Below are 17,468 nucleotides of genomic sequence, written 5' to 3' on the forward strand. Positions count from 1 at the left end.
CGGGGTGGGTGGTGGTGCCGCGTCGTGGCGGGCCTGGCGGGAGCCGCGAGGAACGAGCGGCGGATGGTAGACGCGGCACCACCACCCACCCCGCCCACCCAGGGCGACCACACGCCGTCGCACCCAAGAACCACGGCTCTACCTCGCGCGACCACGGCTCTACCTCACGCAACCACGGCTCTACCTCGGCCGACCAGGGCTCTACCTCGCGCGACCAGGGCTCTACCTCGCGCGACCAGAGGTCTACGTCGTCAGGCGTCGGCGCCCACCCGGGCGCCGTAGAGGGCGTCGATCGTGTCGGCGAAGTCCTGGATGACCAGCCCGCGCTTCACCTTGAGGGACGGGGTGAGGTAGCCGTTCTGCTCGGTGAAGTCGGTCGTGAGGACGGTGATCTTGCGGATCGACTCGGCGCGGGAGACGGCCTCGTTGGCGTGCGCGACGGCGCGGTCGAGCGCGGCCAGGACGTCGGGGTGCTGCGCGGCGGTGTCGACGTCCATGCTCGGCAGGCCGTGCGTCGAGAGCCAGCCCGGCAGCATCTCGGCGTCGAGCGTGACGAGGGCGCCGACGAAGGGGCGCTGGTCGCCCACGACGACGACCTGGCTCACGAGCGGGTGGGCGCGCAGGCGGTCCTCGAGCACGGCGGGGGCGACGTTCTTGCCGCCGGCGGTGACGATGATCTCCTTCTTGCGGCCGGTGATGCGCAGGTAGCCGTCGTCGTCGAACGCGCCGAGGTCGCCGGTGCGGAACCAGCCGTCCCGGAGCGCCTCGGCGGTGAGCTCGGGCTGGTTGCGGTAGCCGCGGAAGACGTGGTCGCCCTTGACGAGCAGCTCGCCGTCCCCGTCGATGCGCAGCGAGGTGCCCGGGAACGCCGGCCCGACCGTGCCGATCTTGGTGAGCCCGGGCAGGTTCACGGCCGTGGGCGCGGTCGTCTCGGTGAGGCCGTAGCCCTCGAGGATGCGCAGCCCGACGCCGCGGTAGAAGTGGCCCAGCCGTTCGCCGAGCGGCGCACCGCCCGAGATGGAGTAGGTGAGCTGCCCGCCCATCGCGGCGCGCAGGGTCCTGTAGACGAGGCGGTCGGCGAGGGCGTGCTGCGCGCGCAGCCCGAGCGAGGGCCCGCCCGTGGCGTCGAGCGCGCGCGACCACGTGATCGCGACCTTCGCGGCCCAGTGGAAGATCTTGCGCTTGGCACCCGTCCCGGCCCTCTGCTCCGCGGTGTTGTAGACCTTCTCGAAGACGCGCGGCACGGCGAGCAGGAACGTCGGGTGGAACGTGCCGAGGTCGGCGACGAGGTTCTTCGTGTCCCACGAGTGCGCGAGGACCGCGTCCGACGCGACGACGACGACCTGGATGAAGCGCGCGAAGACGTGCGCCAGGGGGAGGAAGAGCAGGGTGCGGGCGCCGTCGGCGTCCAGGATCTCGGCGAGCCCGGCGCGGCCGTTGAGCGCGAGGTGGACGAAGTTGCGGTGCGTGAGCTCGACGCCCTTGGGACGGCCGGTCGAGCCGGACGTGTAGATGACCGTCGCGAGGTCGTCGGCCCGCTGGGCGGCGCGACGGCGCTCGATCTCCTCGACGGGGACGTCGGCCCCCGCGGCGCGCAGGGCGTCGACGGCGCCGTCCTCGACGACGAGCACGTCCTCGAGCTCGGGCAGGCGGTCACGCACGGACGCGAGCTCGGTGGCGTGCGCGGCGGTCTCCACGAGGGCGAGGCGGACGGCGGCGTCGGAGCAGATCCAGTGCACCTGCTCGGCCGACGACGTCTCGTAGACGGGCACGGGGACGGCCCCGACGGCCCACGTCGCGAAGTCGAGGAGCGTCCACTCGTAGCGCGTGCGGGACATGATCGCGACGTGGTCGCCGGGCTCGATGCCGCGGGCCACGAGACCGCGGGCGACCGCGACGACGTCCGCCTCGAACTCCTGCGCCGTGACGGGCTCCCACGGGCCGTCCGCGGTGCTCCGGCGCTCGACGAGCGTCGCCCGGGGACCACGGGCGACGCGGTCGGTGAGGAGGGTGCTGATGGTCGCCGTGGGGGAGACCTCGACGAGGCTCGGCGACGCGTGTTCCGTCATGGGACTCTCCGCTGAGTGGGACGGCAGGTAGGGACGGCGTGACACTTTACTCCGTACTCCGAGTATCGCGTTCCTCGCCCGGCACCGGGCACGCCTAGGATCGGTGCGTGACGAACCAGCCCGGCCAGCCCGCCGTCCCCGCCGAGATCCTCACGCTGCGCGACAGCATCGACAACATCGACGCGGCGCTCATGCACCTGCTCGCCGAGCGGTTCAAGTTCACGCGCCGGGTCGGGGAGCTCAAGGCGCAGGGCGGGCTGCCCCCGGCCGACCCCGAGCGGGACCGGCAGCAGATCGCGCGCCTGACGGGCATCGCCGAGGCCGCGGGGCTGGACCCGGAGTTCGCCGAGCAGTTCCGCGAGTTCATCGTCCGCGAGGTCATCCGCCACCACGAGCGGATCGCCGCCGACCACGCCGCGTCGGGCGAGGGCGCGCCGGTCCTCGACACCTACTCCTGACGCATCCGAGCCGCGCGAGGATCCGTTCCGACGCGCGGTGGCGACGCCAGTCGATCTGACCGACCCTGGAGGGGTCCCAGGGTGGGCCCCGGCACCGGGAGGACCGGCGTGCCGGGCGGCCCGCCCGCCACGCCGACGGACGCTAGAGGTGTTCGCATGAAGATCGATTGGCTCAAGCCCCTCCTCGGCCACCCGGGCCCCTTCGCGACGGTGTACATCGACGCCACGCGGGCCAACGAGGCCGGGGACCGCGAGGTCGAGAATCGCTGGAAGGGCGTGCGGCGCACGCTGCGCCAGGAGGGCGCGCCCGACGCCGTGCTCGACGACCTCGAGGAGGTGGTGCTGCGGCCGACGCGGGTCGGGGGCACCCACGGGCGCGTGCTGATCGCCGACGACACGGGCGTGCTCGTCGACCGGGTCGTCAAGGACCCGCCGGCGCTCACGAAGGGCTCCTGGGGCCCGGTGCCCGCGCTGCTCCAGGCGGCGCGCGCGGCGGACGAGTCGGTCGACTACGTGCGCGTCGTCGTCGACCGCCAGGGCGCAGACCTCACGTGGTCCGTCGCGGGCGGCCACCTGCCGTACACGGAGCCGGAGTCGGTCGAGGGCGGCCACGACGTCATCAACAAGGTCCGCACCGGCGGGCTGTCCCACAAGCGCATCGAGTCGCGCGCGGAGGACTCGTGGGAGCGCAACGCCGAGGCGGTCGCGGCCGAGCTCGAGCGGCAGGCGGCGGAGTACCACCCCGAGCTCGTCCTCCTGACCGGGGACGTGCGTGCCGTGCCCCTCGTGCGCGGCGCGCTCGGCCACGCCATCGCGGACCGCGTGGTCGAGGTGCCGGGCGGCGGTCGCGGTCCGGGGATCAACGAGGCGGCCTTCGAGGCGAACGTCGCCGACGCCCTCGACAGCTACCGGGAGCGCCGGCGCGAGAAGGTCCTCGCGGAGTTCCGCCAGGAGCAGGGCCGCGAGTCGGGCGCCGTCACGTCCGTCGAGGACGTCGTGGCGGTCCTCGCGCGCGGGCAGGTCAAGGAGCTCGTCCTGGCCGACGAGTACGGTCAGGACGCAGCCCTCGACGACCGCTCGCTGTGGATCGGGCCGAGCCCGATGCACATCGCCGCGACCAAGGAGGAGATCCAGGACCTGGGTGTCACGGAGGGCCTCGAGAAGCTCCCCGCGACGGTCGCTCTCGTCCGAGCCGCGATCGGGCAGGACGCGGGGCTGACGTTCGCGCCCGAGGGCAGCGTCGAGCTCATCGAGGGCGTCGGCGCGACCCTGCGGTGGGCCGACGAGGGCACCCCGCGCGAGGTCGCGGCGACGATGTCCGGCGACGACTCGCGCCTGCGCGGCGAGATCATCTAGGCCCGCCACCGACGACGCCCTCCCCGGCCGTGGCCGGGGAGGGCGTCGTCGTGCGTGGGGTCAGCCCTTCTTGCGGGCCTCGGGCTCGCCGAGCTCGGAGGAGACGACGACGATCCCGCCCTGGACGGCCGGGTCGCCCTGTCCCTCGGCGGCCGCGACGAGGTCGAGCGTGCCCGTGACGCGCCCGCCGTTGCGGACGTCGACGACCGACGCCTCGACGCCGGCGAGCGACGCCGCCGGCACCGCGACCCGGGCCGCGAGGATCGGGGTGCGCATCGACACCTTCGCCTCGGACTTGATCTTGCGCAGCGCCGCGAGCGCGTGGCCGGCCGCGGTGAGCACGGCCGGGTCGGCGCCGCCGGCGGCCGAGCGCGCGACGTCGGGCGTGGGCCACGGCGCCCGGTGGATCGAGCCCTCGGACGCGCGCCACCAGGACCAGACCTCCTCGGTCGCGAACGGCACGAACGGCGCGAAGAGGCGCAGGAGCGTGTCGAGCGCGATCGCGAGCGCGGCGCGTGCCGACCGGGTCTCGGGGGAGACGTCGGAGGCCGCGGCCCCGGCGCCGTACGCGCGGTCCTTGACGAGCTCCAGGTAGTCGTCGCAGAACGCCCAGAAGAACGTCTCGGTGACCTCGAGCGCGCGCGTGTGGTCGTACGCCTCGAACGCCTCGGTCGCCTTTTCGACGACGGTCGCGAGACCGGCGAGCATCGCGCGGTCGAGCGTCTCGGTGACGAGCGCCGGGTCGAGGACCACCTCGCCCGTCCCGGTCTCGGGGTCGACGCCGAACGACAGCGCGAACTTCGACGCGTTGAGGATCTTGATCGCGAGGCGACGGCCGATCTTCATCTGCCCGACCTCGAACGCCGCGTCCGTGCCGAGGCGCGCCGACGCCGCCCAGTACCGCACGGCGTCCGACCCGTGCTCCTCGAGCAGCCCCATCGGCGTGACCACGTTGCCCTTGGACTTCGACATCTTCTTGCGGTCGGGGTCGAGGATCCAGCCCGAGATCGCGGCGTTCTTCCACGGCAGCGAGCCGAACTCGAGGTGCGAGCGCACGACGGTCGAGAACAGCCACGTGCGGATGATGTCCTGGCCCTGCGGGCGCAGGTCCATGGGGAAGACGCGCTCGAACAGGTCGGGGTCGACCTCCCAGCCGCCCGCGATCTGCGGCGTGAGCGACGACGTCGCCCACGTGTCCATGATGTCGTTCTCGCCGACGAACCCACCCGGGACGCCGCGCTGGTCCTCGGTGTACCCGGCGGGCACGTCGGACGACGGGTCGACCGGCAGGACGTCCTCGGAGGGCACGATCGGGTGGTCGTGGTCGACCTCGCCCGACTCGAGCACGGGGTACCACAGCGGGATCGCGACGCCGAAGAAGCGCTGGCGCGAGATGAGCCAGTCGCCGTTGAGGCCGCCGACCCAGTTCTCGTAGCGCACGCGCATGAAGTCGGGGTGGAACGCGAGCTCCTTGCCGCGGTTCAGCAGCTCCTGGCGCAGGTCGCGCGTCGTGCCGTCGGCCGTCGTCCAGTCGCGGCCGCCGTTGCGGATGTACCACTGGCGCGACGTGACGATCTCGAGGGGCTTGTCGCCCTTCTCGAAGAAGTTCGCCTTGCGCTGGGTCGGCACGGGCTCGCCGTCGAGGTCGCCCGCGTCGCGCAGCGCGTCGACGACGACCGAGCGCGCCGAGAACGTCGTCTTGCCCGCGAGCTCGGCGAACACGCCCTGCCCGGCGTGGGAGGTGATCCAGTCCGGCGTCTCGCGCGTGATGCGGCCGTCGCGCGTGATGATCGAGCGCGTGGGCAGCTGGAGCTCGCGCCACCACTGCACGTCGGTGAGGTCGCCGAACGTGCAGCACATCGCGATGCCCGCGCCCTTGTCGCGCTCGGCGGCGGGGTGGGCGAGGACGGGCAGCTCGACGTCGAAGAGCGGCGAGCGCACCGTGGTGCCGAACAGGTGCTGGTACCGCTCGTCGTCGGGGTGCGCGACGAGCGCCACGCACGCCGCGAGCAGCTCGGGGCGCGTGGTCTCGATGAAGACCGGCGCGCCGTCGTCCGGGGTGCCCGGCGCGACGCGGTGGAACGCGACCTTGTGGAAGTGCCCGGGGTAGTCGCGCGCCTCGAGCTCGGCCTGCGCGACGGCGGTCTGGAACGTCACGTCCCACAGCCCGGGCGCCTCGGCCTGGTACGCCTCACCGCGCGCGAGGTTGCGCAGGAAGGCACGCTGCGCGGCCGTGCGCGACCGCGCGTCGATGGTCTGGTAGTGCTGCGCCCAGTCGACGGAGAGCCCGAGCCGGCGCCACAGCGCCTCGAACTGCTTCTCGTCCTCCGCCGTGAGGCGCTCGCACAGCTCGATGAAGTTGCGGCGGCTCACCGGAACCTGGTCCGCAGCCTTGACGGACTTGCCCTCGCCGCCCTCGTGCGGGGGCTCGAAGCCCTCGACGTAGGGGAGCGTGGGGTCGCAGCGCACGCCGTAGTAGTTCTGCACGCGACGCTCGGTGGGCAGGCCGTTGTCGTCCCAGCCCATGGGGTAGAACACCTCGAGGCCGCGCATGCGCTGGAACCGCGCGACGACGTCGGTGTGCGTGTAGGAGAACACGTGGCCCACGTGCAGGGACCCGGAGACCGTGGGCGGCGGGGTGTCGATGGAGAAGACCTGCTCACGGGTCTTCGAGCGGTCGAACGCGTACGTCCCCTGCTCGGCCCAGCGCGCGTCGTACGTCGCCTCGAGCCCGTCGAGGCTCACGCGGTCGGGTACTCCCGCGACCACCGCGCGGACGACGTCGCCGGCTACGCGCCCGGCGGAGGAGGTCGTTGCTGCAGTGGCTTCGGCCGCGCCCGTCGGCGCGTTCGTCGGGAAGTCGCTCATGGTCGCCCATTCTCCCAGATCCCGGGGCCGTGCCGGACGCCGTCTCGCACCCCGTCGGGGGCATCACCTCTCGTCGGGCGACCACGCCGGCCGACGCGGCCCCGCCGTGTCCGTCAGGCGCGCGGCGATCTCGTCGGCCGTCCCGAGGAGCCGTTCCCACACGGCGGGGTCGAGCAGGTCGAGCGGCCGCTCGCTGAAGAGGAACAGCCGGTCGCCGGTCACCTCCGCCGCGAGCGGGAACCGCCCCGCGACGAGCGTCTCGACGAGGCCCGGGGTGAAGACGGTCCGGGCGGTCTCCCGGGCGGACCGCACGGGACCGTAGGCGCGGTGGCGGTCGCCGGACGGGCCGTCGACCGGCAGCTCCCACGTGCGGTCGACGCCCCGCGGGGCACGGGCGCCGGGCGCCCCGCGCCCGGGCAGGGTCTCGACGACGAGGTGCGGCAGGGGCCGGTCGAGGGTGGTCGTCGCGTACGTCCACGCGAAGGGCTCGGCGTCGCGGTAGCCCGCGCTGTAGGAATAGGTCCCGACCTCCACCGCGCGCGGGCCGGGCGTGCGGACGACGTTCCGGGCGACGCGGAGGATGCCGAGGTCGAAGGCCGCGCTGGGCTGCTCCGGCTCGTCGACCCGCGGCTCGAAGGCGAACCCGTTCGCCGCGGCGAACCGGCCCAGCCGGTAGGTCACCTCCCGCTCCCGGGCGGACGCCCGTCGTGCGCCCCGGGCGACGAGGAGGCCGATCACGACCGTGCCGGCCGTCACCAGCGCGACGGCGGCCGGGACCCCCACCCCGGTGGCGCCCAGCCCGACCGCGATCAGGGCGAGGACGGCGCCCACGACGGCTGCCGCGACCGCCAGGAGGACCGCGAGGAGCGCGGTCCGCAGCACCACGCCGAGCGCCCGGGACGCGACCGACGGCCTCGGGTGCGCTCGCGTGGCACGTGCGTCGCCTCGAGCGTCGCGGTGGACCGCGCGCACCGCGGCGCGGTCCACGGGCTCGACGAGGGCTCGCACGTCGAGAGCCGCGCGCGCCGGCGGTGTGGTGCTCACGGGCGAGAGGCTATCGGTCGTTCGCGCGTACTAGGGTCGGAGCATGGGTCTGACGATCGGCTACGCCGCCATGCTGGAGCAGTTCCACCCGACCGAGGCCGTCGCGCTCTCGGCGTACGCGGAGGAGCACGGATTCTCCGGCACCATGGCCGCGGACCACTTCCAGCCGTGGGTCCCCGCGCAGGGCGAGTCGTCGTTCGTGTGGAACGTGCTCACCGCGCTCGGGGAGCGCACGACGGGCGACCTCGGGCCGGGCGTCACGGCGCCGACGTTCCGGTGGCACCCCGCGATGGTCGCGCAGGCCTCGGCGACGCTCGCCGCGATGTACCCCGGTCGGCACTGGCTCGGCCTGGGCTCGGGCGAGGCGCTCAACGAGCACGTCGTCGCGGGCTACTGGCCGGAGGCGCCCGAGCGCATCAACCGCATGTTCGAGGCGATCGACGTCATCAAGAAGCTGTTCCAGTCCGGGCTCGACAACAAGGACGTCAAGCACTCCGGGCAGTTCTACAAGATGGAGTCCACGCGCCTGTGGACCATGCCCGAGGTGCCGCCGGAGATCCTCGTCGCGACCGCGGGGCCCGTGACGGCCAAGCGCGCCGGCCGCCACGCGGACGGCCTCATCACCGTCGGTGCGCCGCTGGAGAAGATCTCCATGCTGTTCGGCAAGTTCGACGACGGCGTCCGCGAGTCCGGCCGCGACCCCCAGGTAATGCCCAAGGTGCTCCAGCTCCACCTGTCCTGGGCCGCGACCGACGAGGAGGCCCTCGCGAACGCGATGACCGAGTGGCCCAACGGCGGCATGAAGTTCCCCAAGGCCGACATCCGCTCGCCGCACGACTTCGAGCAGATGGCCAAGCTCGTGCGTCCCGAGGACTTCGAGGGTCGCATGGTCATCTCGGCCGACCCCGACGAGCACCGTGCGTACATCCAGAAGTTCGTCGACCTCGGCTTCGACCGCATCTACCTGCACAACGTGGGCCGCAACCAGCGCGAGTGGATCGAGGTCTTCGGCCGCGAGGTGCTGCCGAAGCTGGCGCGATGACGTCCGGGGTGGAGGCGGTCGGGCCCGACGGCGGCGCCGGCCCGGGCGAGCCGTCGCGACTCACCGCGTGGGCGCCGTCGGGCCTGGGCGAGGTCCGTCCGGGCGACGACCTCGCCGCGCTCGTCGGCGACGTGCTCGCCGCGGCGGCGCCGGGCGACGCTCTCGCGGAGGGCGACGTCGTCGTCGTGACGAGCAAGGTCGTGTCCAAGGCGGAGGGCCGCGTCGTCGCGGCGGACGACCGCGAGCAGGCCATCACGGACGAGACGGTGCGCGTCGTCGCGACGCGCGAGCGCCCGGGACAGCCCCCGCTGCGCATCGTCGAGAACCGCCTGGGTCTCGTCATGGCCGCGGCCGGGGTCGACGCGTCCAACACGCCCGAGGGGACGGTGCTGCTCCTCCCGATCGACCCGGACGCCTCGGCCCGGGCGCTGCGGGCCGCGTTGCGCGAGCGGTTCGGTCTGGACCGCCTCGGGGTCGTCGTGACCGACACGGCGGGTCGCGCGTGGCGCGACGGGCTGGTCGACATCGCGATCGGCGTGGCCGGGATCGTCGTCGCGGAGGACCTGCGCGGCGGCGTGGACGCGCACGGGCGTCCCCTCTCCGTGACGGTCACGGCGGTCGCCGACGAGGTGGCCTCCGCGAGCGAGCTCGTGCGCGGCAAGACCGCGGGTCGCCCGGTCGCCGTCGTGCGGGGTCTCGCCCGGTACGTGGGCGACGACGACGGCCCGGGTGCTCGGACGCTCGTCCGGACCTCGGCCGACGACCTCTTCCGGGAGGGGAGCGCCGAGGCCTACGACCGCGGCTACCGCGACGGGTTCGGCGAGGGCTTCCGCGAAGGGTCGGCGAACGAGCCGGTCCCCGTCGACCGAGCGTGAGCGCGGACCGCAATCCCGTGGCTCCGAGGCGCGGGGCCGGATAGCCTGCCCGGATGCTGCCCGCCGAGTGGATCCCGCACCGCCGACCTGACGACCGCGAGCACGTGGGCTGGATCCGTCTCGAGGGCGACGCCTGGGTCGCGGTCTCCCTGCTCGGGCGCGAGCTGACCGGTCCGGTGGACTGGCTCGAGGCCGAGGAGGCGCTCGACGGGGTCAGCCTCGCATGGCTGGCCGACGTCTGGATGCTCGAGCGGGAGGACGCGCCGCCGCTGCGCGTCCGGCTCGTGGAGGTGACTCCGGACGGCGTGGTCGTGCAGACCGACGACTTCGGCGCGATCGACGTCCCCGTGGAGCGCTACGACCTCCCGTGGCCGCCCCCGCCCACGCTGCGGCCGCGCCGTCCCGACGACCCGGACGGTCGTGTGCTGTCGCTCTGAGCACGACGACCGCCCGGGCGGGTTTCGGGGTCGTCACCCCGCGTCCGTCGTGCCCTCGTAGAGGCCGATCTGGTTCCCGTCGGCGTCCTCGAACGCGGCCCACCAGGACGTCGGGCTGATCTCCGACTTCTCCAGGACCACGCGCCCGCCGAGCTCGCGCACCTTCGCGAGCGTGTCGTCGATCGAGTCGACCTCGACGTAGCTGCGCGGGGTCGTGAACCCCTCGGACCGGGGCGCGAGGCCGCCGCCGCTGATCTTGTTCGGTGCCTGCCACATCGGGTAGCCCTCGAAGCCCGGGACCTCGGCGATCTGCCAGCCGAACAGCTCACCGTAGAACTGCGTGGCCCGGCCGGTGTCGCTCACCGGGATGTCGATGTGCGTGATGTCTCCGTGCGCCATGGTTCCTCCCCGTACCGATGACGGGCGGACACCCGCCGTCTGCCAGCCTAGGGACCGTCGGGACCGGCGCAACAGGGTGCGGGCGCTAGGACCGCTCCGGGGCCGCGTCGCTGGGGCGCGAAGCCTCAGGCTGCAGTTGAGGTTGAGGCTGAGGCTCGTGCTCGAGGTCCGGCTCGTCGGCCGTCCCACCGTGCGGTGCGGCCGCACCTGCCGCCCCCTCCCGCGCGGTGTCCGGGGCGGGGCCCGGAGGCGCGTCGTGCCGGGGGACGTCGTCGCCGGAGAGCCAGCGCAGCCAGCCCGAGCCCGGGTCGGGCTCGAGGACGAGCGCGCGCACGAGCAACGTGAGGGGGATCGCGAGGATCGCGCCGAGCGGCCCGATGACGAAGGTCCAGAACACGACCGAGACGAAGCTGAGGGTCAGGCTGAGGTTCACCGCGTCCGCCACGAACTTCGGCTGCACGAGCACCTGCAGCACGACGTTCACGACGCAGTAGACGGCGACGACGGCGAGCGCGAGCTGCCACCCCCCGACGACGAACGCCATGATCGTGGGCGGGACGAGGCCGAGCACGAAGCCGATGTTCGGGATGAAGTTCGTGACGAACGCGAGGATCGCCCACACGGTCGGCGCGGGGACCGAGAGCAGCCACAGCGCGACGCCGTCCACGATCGCCACGACCGCGCCGAACGACGCGTTGACGACGAAGTACCGCCGCACGCCGCCGCTGAACCTCGACGCGCGATCGATCGTGGCGGCGCGCTCGGCGCCGAAGACGGTCGTCGCGGTCGAGTACCGGGCCGCGTCCGCCGCCATGAAGATCGCGTACGCGAGCACGAAGAAGAAGGCGGTCGCGATGCCGAGCGCCATGCCCGACACGTTCCCGGCGAGGCTGAGCACGCGGCCGGGGTCGAGCCACGACGTCGCGGCCTCGGCGACGTCGGTGTCGATCCCGACGGCCGAGAGCTGGTCGACGACGTCCTCGACCGAGCGCACCAGCGCCGGCAGGTACTCGCGCACCAGGTCGGCGAACCGGAAGCCCGCGAAGACGAGCATCGCGAGGAGCGCCGCGAGGATGAGGTAGGCGACCACCACGACTGCCGCCGTCGCTGCCCAGCGGGGCCAGCCGCGGCGCTCGAGCGGGAACCGCACGGGGTGGCAGATGATGACGATGACCGCCGCGAGGAGGATCGGCGCGAGCACCTCACGGGCCATGTGGACGCCTACGAGGACCACCACGCCCGCGGCCAGAGCCAGGAGCAGACGGGTGGAGGGAGGCAGCGCCGGGGCGCGCGGCGTCGTCGTGGTCACGCGCCGACGATAGCGGCCGACGTCGGTGCCGCATCCGGGGCGTCCGCGGGCGCCCCGGGCGCTCAGCCCTTGGCCGCCTTCGCGGCGGCCTTCTGCGCCTTCTTGAACGTGCGGACCTCGGCGAGGGACTCCGGGCTCGTCACGTCGGCGATGGACCGGCGCGACCCCTCGTCCCCGTAGTGGCCTGCTGCTTCTCGCCACCCCGCGGGCCGGACGCCGCGCTGCTTGCCGAGCAGCGCGAGGAAGATCCTCGCCTTCTGGTCGCCGAACCCGGGCAGGGCGCGCAGCCGGGCGAGCACCTCGGTGCCGGTCGGTGCGCCGTCCGCCCCGGGCGCCGTCCAGATCCGGGTCACGTCACCCTCGTACTCGTCGACGACGACGCGCGCCAGGTCCTGCACGCGGGCCGCCATCGAGCGTCCGTACCGGTGGATGGCGGGCGGGGTCGTGGCGAGGGTGACGAACGCGTCCGGGTCCGCCTCCGCCACGGCGCGCGGGTCGATGGAGCCGAGGCGGTCGCGGATCTTGCGCGGTCCCGCGAACGCGTGCTCCATCGGGTACTGCTGGTCGAGGAGCATGCCGACGAGGAGGGCGAACGCGTCCTCGCTGAGGAGCGCGTCCGCGTCGGGGTCGCCGGTGATCCAGAGCTGGTCGGTCATGTCCCCATCATGGCAGCGCGCGGCGCAGGCGTCCGGTCCGGAACTGGTCCACACCCGTGCGGCGCAGGACGGCGCTCGTCCAGCCGGGCAGGAGCCGCAGCCCGTCCTCGCCCGTGACGCGCCGCACGTCCTCGACGCGGAACTCCTCGCCCCGGCGCTCCAGCACGAACTCGCCCGCGGCGTCGACGTTGCGCACCCAGTCCACGTCGGGCCCGTACGTGAGCGCGAGGACGACGCGGACGGGTTCGGCGGGGGAGGCGCGGTACGCGAACGCGAAGACGGGCGTGCGGTAGACGCGGCCGCTGCGCCGCCCGACGTGCCGGACCACCGCCATCGGCCCGACTCCTGTCGCGACGCGGAGCATCACGGGGTTGAGGAAGCGCTTGTTGGTGCGGGTCACCCAGCGAGGGATTGGCATGCCCCATCGTGGCCCGGCGCGGCCCGTCCGCGCGACCTATCGTGAGACCCGTGCCGACGCGACTGCTCCTGCTGAGCGACACCCACGTCCCCGTGCGGGCGCGGGCGCTGCCGGACCAGGTGTGGCGCGCCGTGGACGCGGCGGACGTCGTCGTGCACGCGGGCGACTGGGTGAGCGTCGACCTGCTGGACGCCCTGGAGGACCGCGCGGCGCGCCTCGTCGGCGTCGCGGGCAACAACGACGGCCCCGACCTGCACGCGCGCCTGCCCGAGGTGGCGCGCACCACGGTCGACGGGCTGCGGCTCGCCGTCGTGCACGAGACGGGCGGCAAGGAGGGGCGCGAGCGGCGCGCCGACGTCGCCTTCCCGGACGTGGACCTGCTCGTGTTCGGGCACAGCCACATCCCGTGGGACACGACCTCGCCGGGCGGCCTGCGGCTGCTCAACCCGGGGTCGCCGACGGACCGCCGCCGTCAGCCGGTCGGCACGTTCCTCACGGCCGTCGTCGAGGGCGGCGCGCTCCGGGACGTCGAGCTCGTGCCGGTGCCGCGCTGAGCCGCCTCAGGCGGCACCCGCGCGGGCCCGGTGCGCGGCGGGGCTCACGCCGCGCACGCGCTTGAACGCGGCGCTCAGCGCGAACGGCGACGCGTACCCGACGGCGCGCGCGACCGACGTCAGCGTGGCGTCGGGCTCGAGGAGCAGGTCGGCCGCGAGATCGAGGCGCCAGCCCGTGAGGTAGCCCATCGGCGGCTCGCCGACGAGCGCGGTGAAGCGGCGCGAGAACGCCGCGCGCGAGAGCCCGACCTCCCGCGCGAGGGAGTCGACCGTCCAGGCGCGGGCCGGGTCGTGGTGGATGAGGCGCAGGGCCGCGCCGACCACCGGGTCCGCGTCGGCGCGGTACCAGCCGGGTGCGTCGTCGCGCGAGAGCCACGTGCGCAGGCAGGAGATGAGGAGCAGGTCGAGCAGACGGTCGAGCACGGCCTCCTGCCCGGGCAGGTCCTGCACGACCTCGCGCGCGAGCATCTCGACGAGCGTCGCGTCGACGTCGCCGCTGCGCAGCACCACGCGCTGGGGCAGCACGCGCAGGACCCGGCGGCCCACCTCGCCGTCGAGCGGGTAGGTGCCCGTGATGATGACGGTCTCGCCGCCGGGGTCGTTGCCCCACGAGCGCACGCCGAGCACGGTCATGGGGGAGGGCCCGCCGTCGACCGCGCGGCACATGTCGGACTCGGGCCCGACGACCGCCTGGGGCGGGGTCGTCGGCGCGTCCGCCACCACGTAGTGGTCGGGGCCGCGCAGCAGGACGACGTCGCCCGCCGTGACGTGCTCGCCGGGGTCCGCTCCCGTGTCGCCCACGACCGGCCCGACCCAGCCCGACCCGCGCAGGACGGGCACGATCGTCAGCGGTGCCTCGTCCTCGATGCGCATGCCCCAGGGTGCGCGCAGGTGGCTGCGCAGGAGGAAGGCCCCGCGGGCACGAGGCCCGTCGAGGAGCCCGGCGACGACGTCCATGCGGTCAGGGTACGCACGGGCCCGGTCTCCGACCAGAGACGATCGCGTATGGAGGCGAGCGTCCGAGCCATGTTGCGTCTCGCCGCTGCCCGGTTGACTGGCATCCGTCCCGCCCGCACGAACCCGACAGGAGAGATGCCATGAGCGCCACGACACCGCGCCCGACCGCCGCCCCGAGCGCCACCTCGACCGATGCCACGATCCCCGGCCCGGTCCTCGTCCTCGGCGCGACGGGCAAGACCGGCCGACGGGTCGCCGACCGCCTCGACGCGCTCGGGGTCCCCGTGCGGCGCGCCTCGCGATCGGGGACGGTCCGCTTCGACTGGGAGGACGAGACCACGTGGGACCCCGCCGTCAGCGGGGCCGACGCGGTGTACGTGGTGTACGTGCCCGACCTCGCGATCCCAGGATCCCCCGAGACCGTCGCCCGGTTCGCGGCGCTCGCCCGGGAGGCGGGCGTGCGCCGGCTCGTCCTGCTCTCGGGCCGCGGCGAGGTCGAGGCCCAGCGCGCGGAGGTGCTCGTCGCCGACGCGTTCCCCGGCCGCACCGTGGTCCGGTGCGCGTTCTTCGACCAGAACTTCAGCGAGAGCTTCCTGCTCGAGCCCGTGCTCGACGGCGTCCTCGCGCTGCCGGTGGACCACGTCGCCGAGCCGTTCGTCGACCTCGAGGACGTCGCCGAGGTCGCGGTCGCGGCGCTCGTCGACGACGCGCACGCCGGCCGGGTCTACGAGCTCACCGGGCCCCGCGCGATCACGTTCGGCGAGGCCGTGGCGGAGATCGCGGCCGCGAGCGGGCACGACGTGCGGTTCGTGCCGACCACCATGGACGAGTTCGTCACGGGGCTGCGGGCGACCGGGCTGCCCGACGACGTCGTGGGCCTCATGCGCTACCTCTTCACCGAGGTGCTCGACGGGCGCGGGACCCCGGTCGCCGACGGGGTCCGCCAGGCGCTGGGCCGGGACCCGCGGGACTTCCGGGAGTTCGCCGCGCGCGAGGCCGCGACGTGGTCGACGGTCACGTCGACGTCCGGGCAGCCCTCGTGAGCGCCTTCGTCGCGCTCGTGGTCGCCGGAGCGGTCGCGACCGGTCTCGCGGGCGGGGTGCTCTTCGCGTTCTCCACGTTCGTCATGGGCGGCCTGCGCCGCCTCCCCGCTGCCGACGGGGCTGCGGCCATGGTCGCGATCAACAAGGACGCGCTGCGGCCGCCGCTCATGGTCCTGCTCGCGGCGAGCGTGCTCGTGCCCGCGGCGGCCGCCGTCGTCGGCCTGGTCGTCGGGACGCCCGGCGCGGGGTGGGCGCTCGCGGGCGCGGTGGTCTCCGCCGTCGGGATCCTCGGCGTCACGGCCGTGGCCAACGTCCCGCTCAACGAGCGTCTCGACGCCGCGGCGGAGCGGCCCACGGACCTCGTCGCCGCGTGGGCCGCGTTCCTCCCGCGCTGGCTCGCGTGGAACCACGTGCGGACCGTCGCGGGGGCGGTGGCCACCGCGCTCCTCGCGCTCGCTCTCGTCCGACCCTGACCGGCACCGGGCCAGCGGGTCCCGCGTGGAATAGCTGCGTCGGGGGCCCGGTTGCGCACGACATGAGCGACGTCACAGCGGCCGCGCCGGCCGACGAGCAGGAGACCGTCCGTCGGGTGCTCGAGGGCACCGAGACCTGGGCCGTCGTCGGCCTGTCGAGCAACACGTCGCGCGCCGCGTACGGCGTGGCGCGCGTGCTGCAGCAGCACGGCAAGCGCATCGTCCCCGTGCACCCCGCCGCGCAGACCGTGCACGGCGAGCAGGGTTACGCGACGCTCGCCGACGTGCCGTTCCCCGTCGACGTGGTCGACGTCTTCGTCCGCTCCGAGCTCGCGGGCGACGTCGCCGACCAGGCCGTCGCGATCGGCGCGAAGGCCGTCTGGTTCCAGCTCGACGTGATCGACGAGGATGCCGCACGCCGGGTCCGCGACGCCGGCCTCGACATGGTCATGGACCGCTGCCCGGCGATCGAGCTGCCGCGTCTCGCGGCGCGCTCGACCACGAAGGAGGCGTGACGGTGACCGCGATCGACACCGCGACCGACCTGGGTGCGCGCGCCGCCGCCCGTCTCGCCGACGAGCCGGTGATCTGGCTCGTGACGGTGGACCCGGACGGCGCGCCCCAGCCGACGCCCGTCTGGTTCTGCTGGGACGGAGCCGACGGGATCGTGGTCAAGTCCCAGCCGCGCACCGCGAAGCTGCGCAACGTCCGGGGGAACGACCGCGTCGCGGTGCACCTCAACAGCACCCGGTCGGGGGACGACGTCGTCGTCCTCACGGGCACGGCCGCGATCGACGACGGCGGCCTCGCTCCCGACGAGCGCACCGCGTACGACGCGAAGTACGACGACGGGATCCGCGGCCTCGGCATGACCCCCGACGGCTTCCACGCGGACTACTCCGTGACCGTGCGCGTCCGGCTCGAGCGCCTCCGCGGCTACTGACCGGGCACTGCTCAGCGGTCGAGGCGGGCGGTGGCCTGGTCGAGGGCCGTGCCGATCTCGTCCTGCGGGATGCGCAGCTCGCCGATCGAGGTCGAGAACGGCGCCTCGTCCATCCCGAGTGCCCGGACTGCGGGCTCGAGGTCGACGACGGCGCCGTCGTCGGAGATCCCGCCCCCGACGTAGACCGGCATGCCGGACACCTCGGGCAGCACGACCACGAGCACCGCCGCGAGCGCGTCCGGGTCCAGTTCGGGGGGCCGTGCGTCCTCGGGCGCGAGCAAGCGCACCCCGACGCCCAGGTCGCACGCGCCCTCGCAGTTGCTCGCGCCGGTGTACAGGCTCACCTCGACGGGGAGGTCCGCCGCGTCCAGCGCGTCCTGGACCGCGGGCAGAGCCCTCTCGACGTCCGCGTACGAGACGTTCGAGGTGTCGAACGGGGACCTGCCGTCGAGCACCGCGCAGCCGGAGAGGGCAACGACGCAGGCCACGGCGAGCCCGGCCGCGCCGGGCGTCGCCACGCGACGGGGAACCAGGGAAAGGCGCACCCGCCGAGGGTACGCGAGCGGG

At 74.1% G+C, this 17,468-nt stretch carries 19 protein-coding genes; 10 read left to right on the plus strand and 9 right to left on the minus strand.

Annotation, left to right across the window (positions count from 1 at the left end):
* Positions 1-251: 251 nt before the first annotated feature.
* Positions 252-2,069: an AMP-dependent synthetase/ligase gene (locus JN535_RS14490; RefSeq protein ID WP_205206259.1), complete on the minus strand. Its 1,818-nt coding sequence runs from the start codon at positions 2,067-2,069 to the stop codon at positions 252-254.
* A 107-nt stretch (positions 2,070-2,176) separates the two neighbouring features.
* On the opposite strand from JN535_RS14490, the gene JN535_RS14495 reads away from it, so the two are divergent.
* Together JN535_RS14495 and JN535_RS14500 are read left to right on the plus strand one after the other, a co-directional pair.
* The gene (locus JN535_RS14495) at positions 2,177-2,527 is read left to right on the plus strand and encodes a chorismate mutase (protein ID WP_205206260.1); all 351 of its coding nucleotides are present in this window, start codon (positions 2,177-2,179) and stop codon (positions 2,525-2,527) included.
* A 156-nt stretch (positions 2,528-2,683) separates the two neighbouring features.
* Entirely contained in the window at positions 2,684-3,883 is a 1,200-nt protein-coding gene (locus tag JN535_RS14500; RefSeq protein WP_205206261.1) for a baeRF2 domain-containing protein, read from the plus strand.
* Between the two features lie 60 nt (positions 3,884-3,943).
* Here JN535_RS14500 and valS read toward each other — a convergent pair whose 3' ends face one another.
* On the minus strand, positions 3,944-6,751 hold the full coding sequence (gene valS / locus JN535_RS14505; RefSeq protein WP_205206262.1) for a valine--tRNA ligase: 2,808 nt from the start codon (positions 6,749-6,751) through the stop codon (positions 3,944-3,946).
* A gap of 63 nt (positions 6,752-6,814) precedes the next feature.
* Positions 6,815-7,795 carry a hypothetical protein gene (locus JN535_RS14510; RefSeq protein ID WP_205206263.1) on the minus strand — a complete coding sequence of 327 codons (981 nt, stop codon included), beginning with the start codon at positions 7,793-7,795 and terminating at the stop codon, positions 6,815-6,817.
* Positions 7,796-7,838: 43 nt separating this feature from the next.
* On the opposite strand from JN535_RS14510, the gene JN535_RS14515 reads away from it, so the two are divergent.
* Genes JN535_RS14515 through JN535_RS14525 form a run of 3 tightly spaced genes read left to right on the plus strand, consistent with a single transcriptional unit; the run spans position 7,839 to position 10,149 of the window.
* The gene (locus JN535_RS14515) at positions 7,839-8,837 is read left to right on the plus strand and encodes a TIGR03557 family F420-dependent LLM class oxidoreductase (RefSeq protein ID WP_205206264.1); all 999 of its coding nucleotides are present in this window, start codon (positions 7,839-7,841) and stop codon (positions 8,835-8,837) included.
* Positions 8,834-9,712: a coenzyme F420-0:L-glutamate ligase gene (cofE, locus tag JN535_RS14520; RefSeq protein ID WP_205206265.1), complete on the plus strand. Its 879-nt coding sequence runs from the start codon at positions 8,834-8,836 to the stop codon at positions 9,710-9,712. Before JN535_RS14515 ends, cofE begins: the two co-directional genes overlap by 4 nt.
* A 53-nt stretch (positions 9,713-9,765) precedes the next feature.
* The gene (locus tag JN535_RS14525) at positions 9,766-10,149 is read left to right on the plus strand and encodes a hypothetical protein (RefSeq protein WP_205206266.1); all 384 of its coding nucleotides are present in this window, start codon (positions 9,766-9,768) and stop codon (positions 10,147-10,149) included.
* 33 nt (positions 10,150-10,182) lie between these two features.
* On the opposite strand, the gene JN535_RS14530 is transcribed toward JN535_RS14525, so the two are convergent.
* From JN535_RS14530 to JN535_RS14545, 4 genes are all read right to left on the minus strand, one after another.
* Complete coding sequence (locus JN535_RS14530; RefSeq protein WP_205206267.1) at positions 10,183-10,548, minus strand: VOC family protein; 366 nt, start codon at positions 10,546-10,548, stop codon at positions 10,183-10,185.
* An 85-nt stretch (positions 10,549-10,633) separates the two neighbouring features.
* A complete protein-coding gene (locus JN535_RS14535) occupies positions 10,634-11,857 on the minus strand; it encodes an AI-2E family transporter (RefSeq protein WP_307868751.1) in 1,224 nt (407 codons plus the stop codon).
* A 62-nt stretch (positions 11,858-11,919) separates the two neighbouring features.
* On the minus strand, positions 11,920-12,513 hold the full coding sequence (locus JN535_RS14540) for an HhH-GPD-type base excision DNA repair protein (RefSeq protein WP_205206268.1): 594 nt from the start codon (positions 12,511-12,513) through the stop codon (positions 11,920-11,922).
* Positions 12,514-12,520: 7 nt separating this feature from the next.
* Positions 12,521-12,931, minus strand: a complete 411-nt coding sequence (locus tag JN535_RS14545) for a nitroreductase family deazaflavin-dependent oxidoreductase (protein WP_205206269.1) — start codon at positions 12,929-12,931, stop codon at positions 12,521-12,523.
* A 50-nt stretch (positions 12,932-12,981) separates the two neighbouring features.
* Here JN535_RS14545 and JN535_RS14550 point away from each other — a divergent pair, with 50 nt between their 5' ends.
* Positions 12,982-13,485: a metallophosphoesterase family protein gene (locus tag JN535_RS14550; protein ID WP_205206270.1), complete on the plus strand. Its 504-nt coding sequence runs from the start codon at positions 12,982-12,984 to the stop codon at positions 13,483-13,485.
* A 6-nt stretch (positions 13,486-13,491) separates the two neighbouring features.
* Here the strand turns inward: JN535_RS14550 and JN535_RS14555 are convergent, their stop codons facing one another.
* Positions 13,492-14,442 (minus strand): AraC family transcriptional regulator, encoded by a 951-nt coding sequence (locus JN535_RS14555; protein WP_205206271.1) that lies wholly within the window; start codon positions 14,440-14,442, stop codon positions 13,492-13,494.
* Positions 14,443-14,582: 140 nt separating this feature from the next.
* Here JN535_RS14555 and JN535_RS14560 point away from each other — a divergent pair, with 140 nt between their 5' ends.
* The 4 genes from JN535_RS14560 (at position 14,583) to JN535_RS14575 (ending at position 16,901) form a co-directional block, all read left to right on the plus strand.
* Entirely contained in the window at positions 14,583-15,485 is a 903-nt protein-coding gene (locus tag JN535_RS14560) for an NAD(P)H-binding protein (RefSeq protein WP_205206272.1), read from the plus strand.
* Positions 15,482-15,958, plus strand: coding sequence for an anthrone oxygenase family protein (locus tag JN535_RS14565; RefSeq protein ID WP_205206273.1), 477 nt, complete (start codon positions 15,482-15,484; stop codon positions 15,956-15,958). The genes JN535_RS14560 and JN535_RS14565 overlap by 4 nt, the downstream gene beginning before the upstream one ends.
* 62 nt (positions 15,959-16,020) lie before the next feature.
* Positions 16,021-16,473 carry a CoA-binding protein gene (locus tag JN535_RS14570; protein WP_205206274.1) on the plus strand — a complete coding sequence of 151 codons (453 nt, stop codon included), beginning with the start codon at positions 16,021-16,023 and terminating at the stop codon, positions 16,471-16,473.
* A 2-nt stretch (positions 16,474-16,475) separates the two neighbouring features.
* Positions 16,476-16,901: a TIGR03667 family PPOX class F420-dependent oxidoreductase gene (locus JN535_RS14575; RefSeq protein ID WP_205206275.1), complete on the plus strand. Its 426-nt coding sequence runs from the start codon at positions 16,476-16,478 to the stop codon at positions 16,899-16,901.
* Positions 16,902-16,912: 11 nt separating this feature from the next.
* Here the strand turns inward: JN535_RS14575 and JN535_RS14580 are convergent, their stop codons facing one another.
* Positions 16,913-17,446, minus strand: coding sequence for a hypothetical protein (locus tag JN535_RS14580; RefSeq protein ID WP_205206276.1), 534 nt, complete (start codon positions 17,444-17,446; stop codon positions 16,913-16,915).
* Positions 17,447-17,468: the final 22 nt, after the last annotated feature.

This window comes from Cellulosimicrobium cellulans, assembly GCF_016921195.1.
Classification (GTDB): Bacteria; Actinomycetota; Actinomycetes; order Actinomycetales; family Cellulomonadaceae; genus Cellulosimicrobium; species Cellulosimicrobium cellulans_F.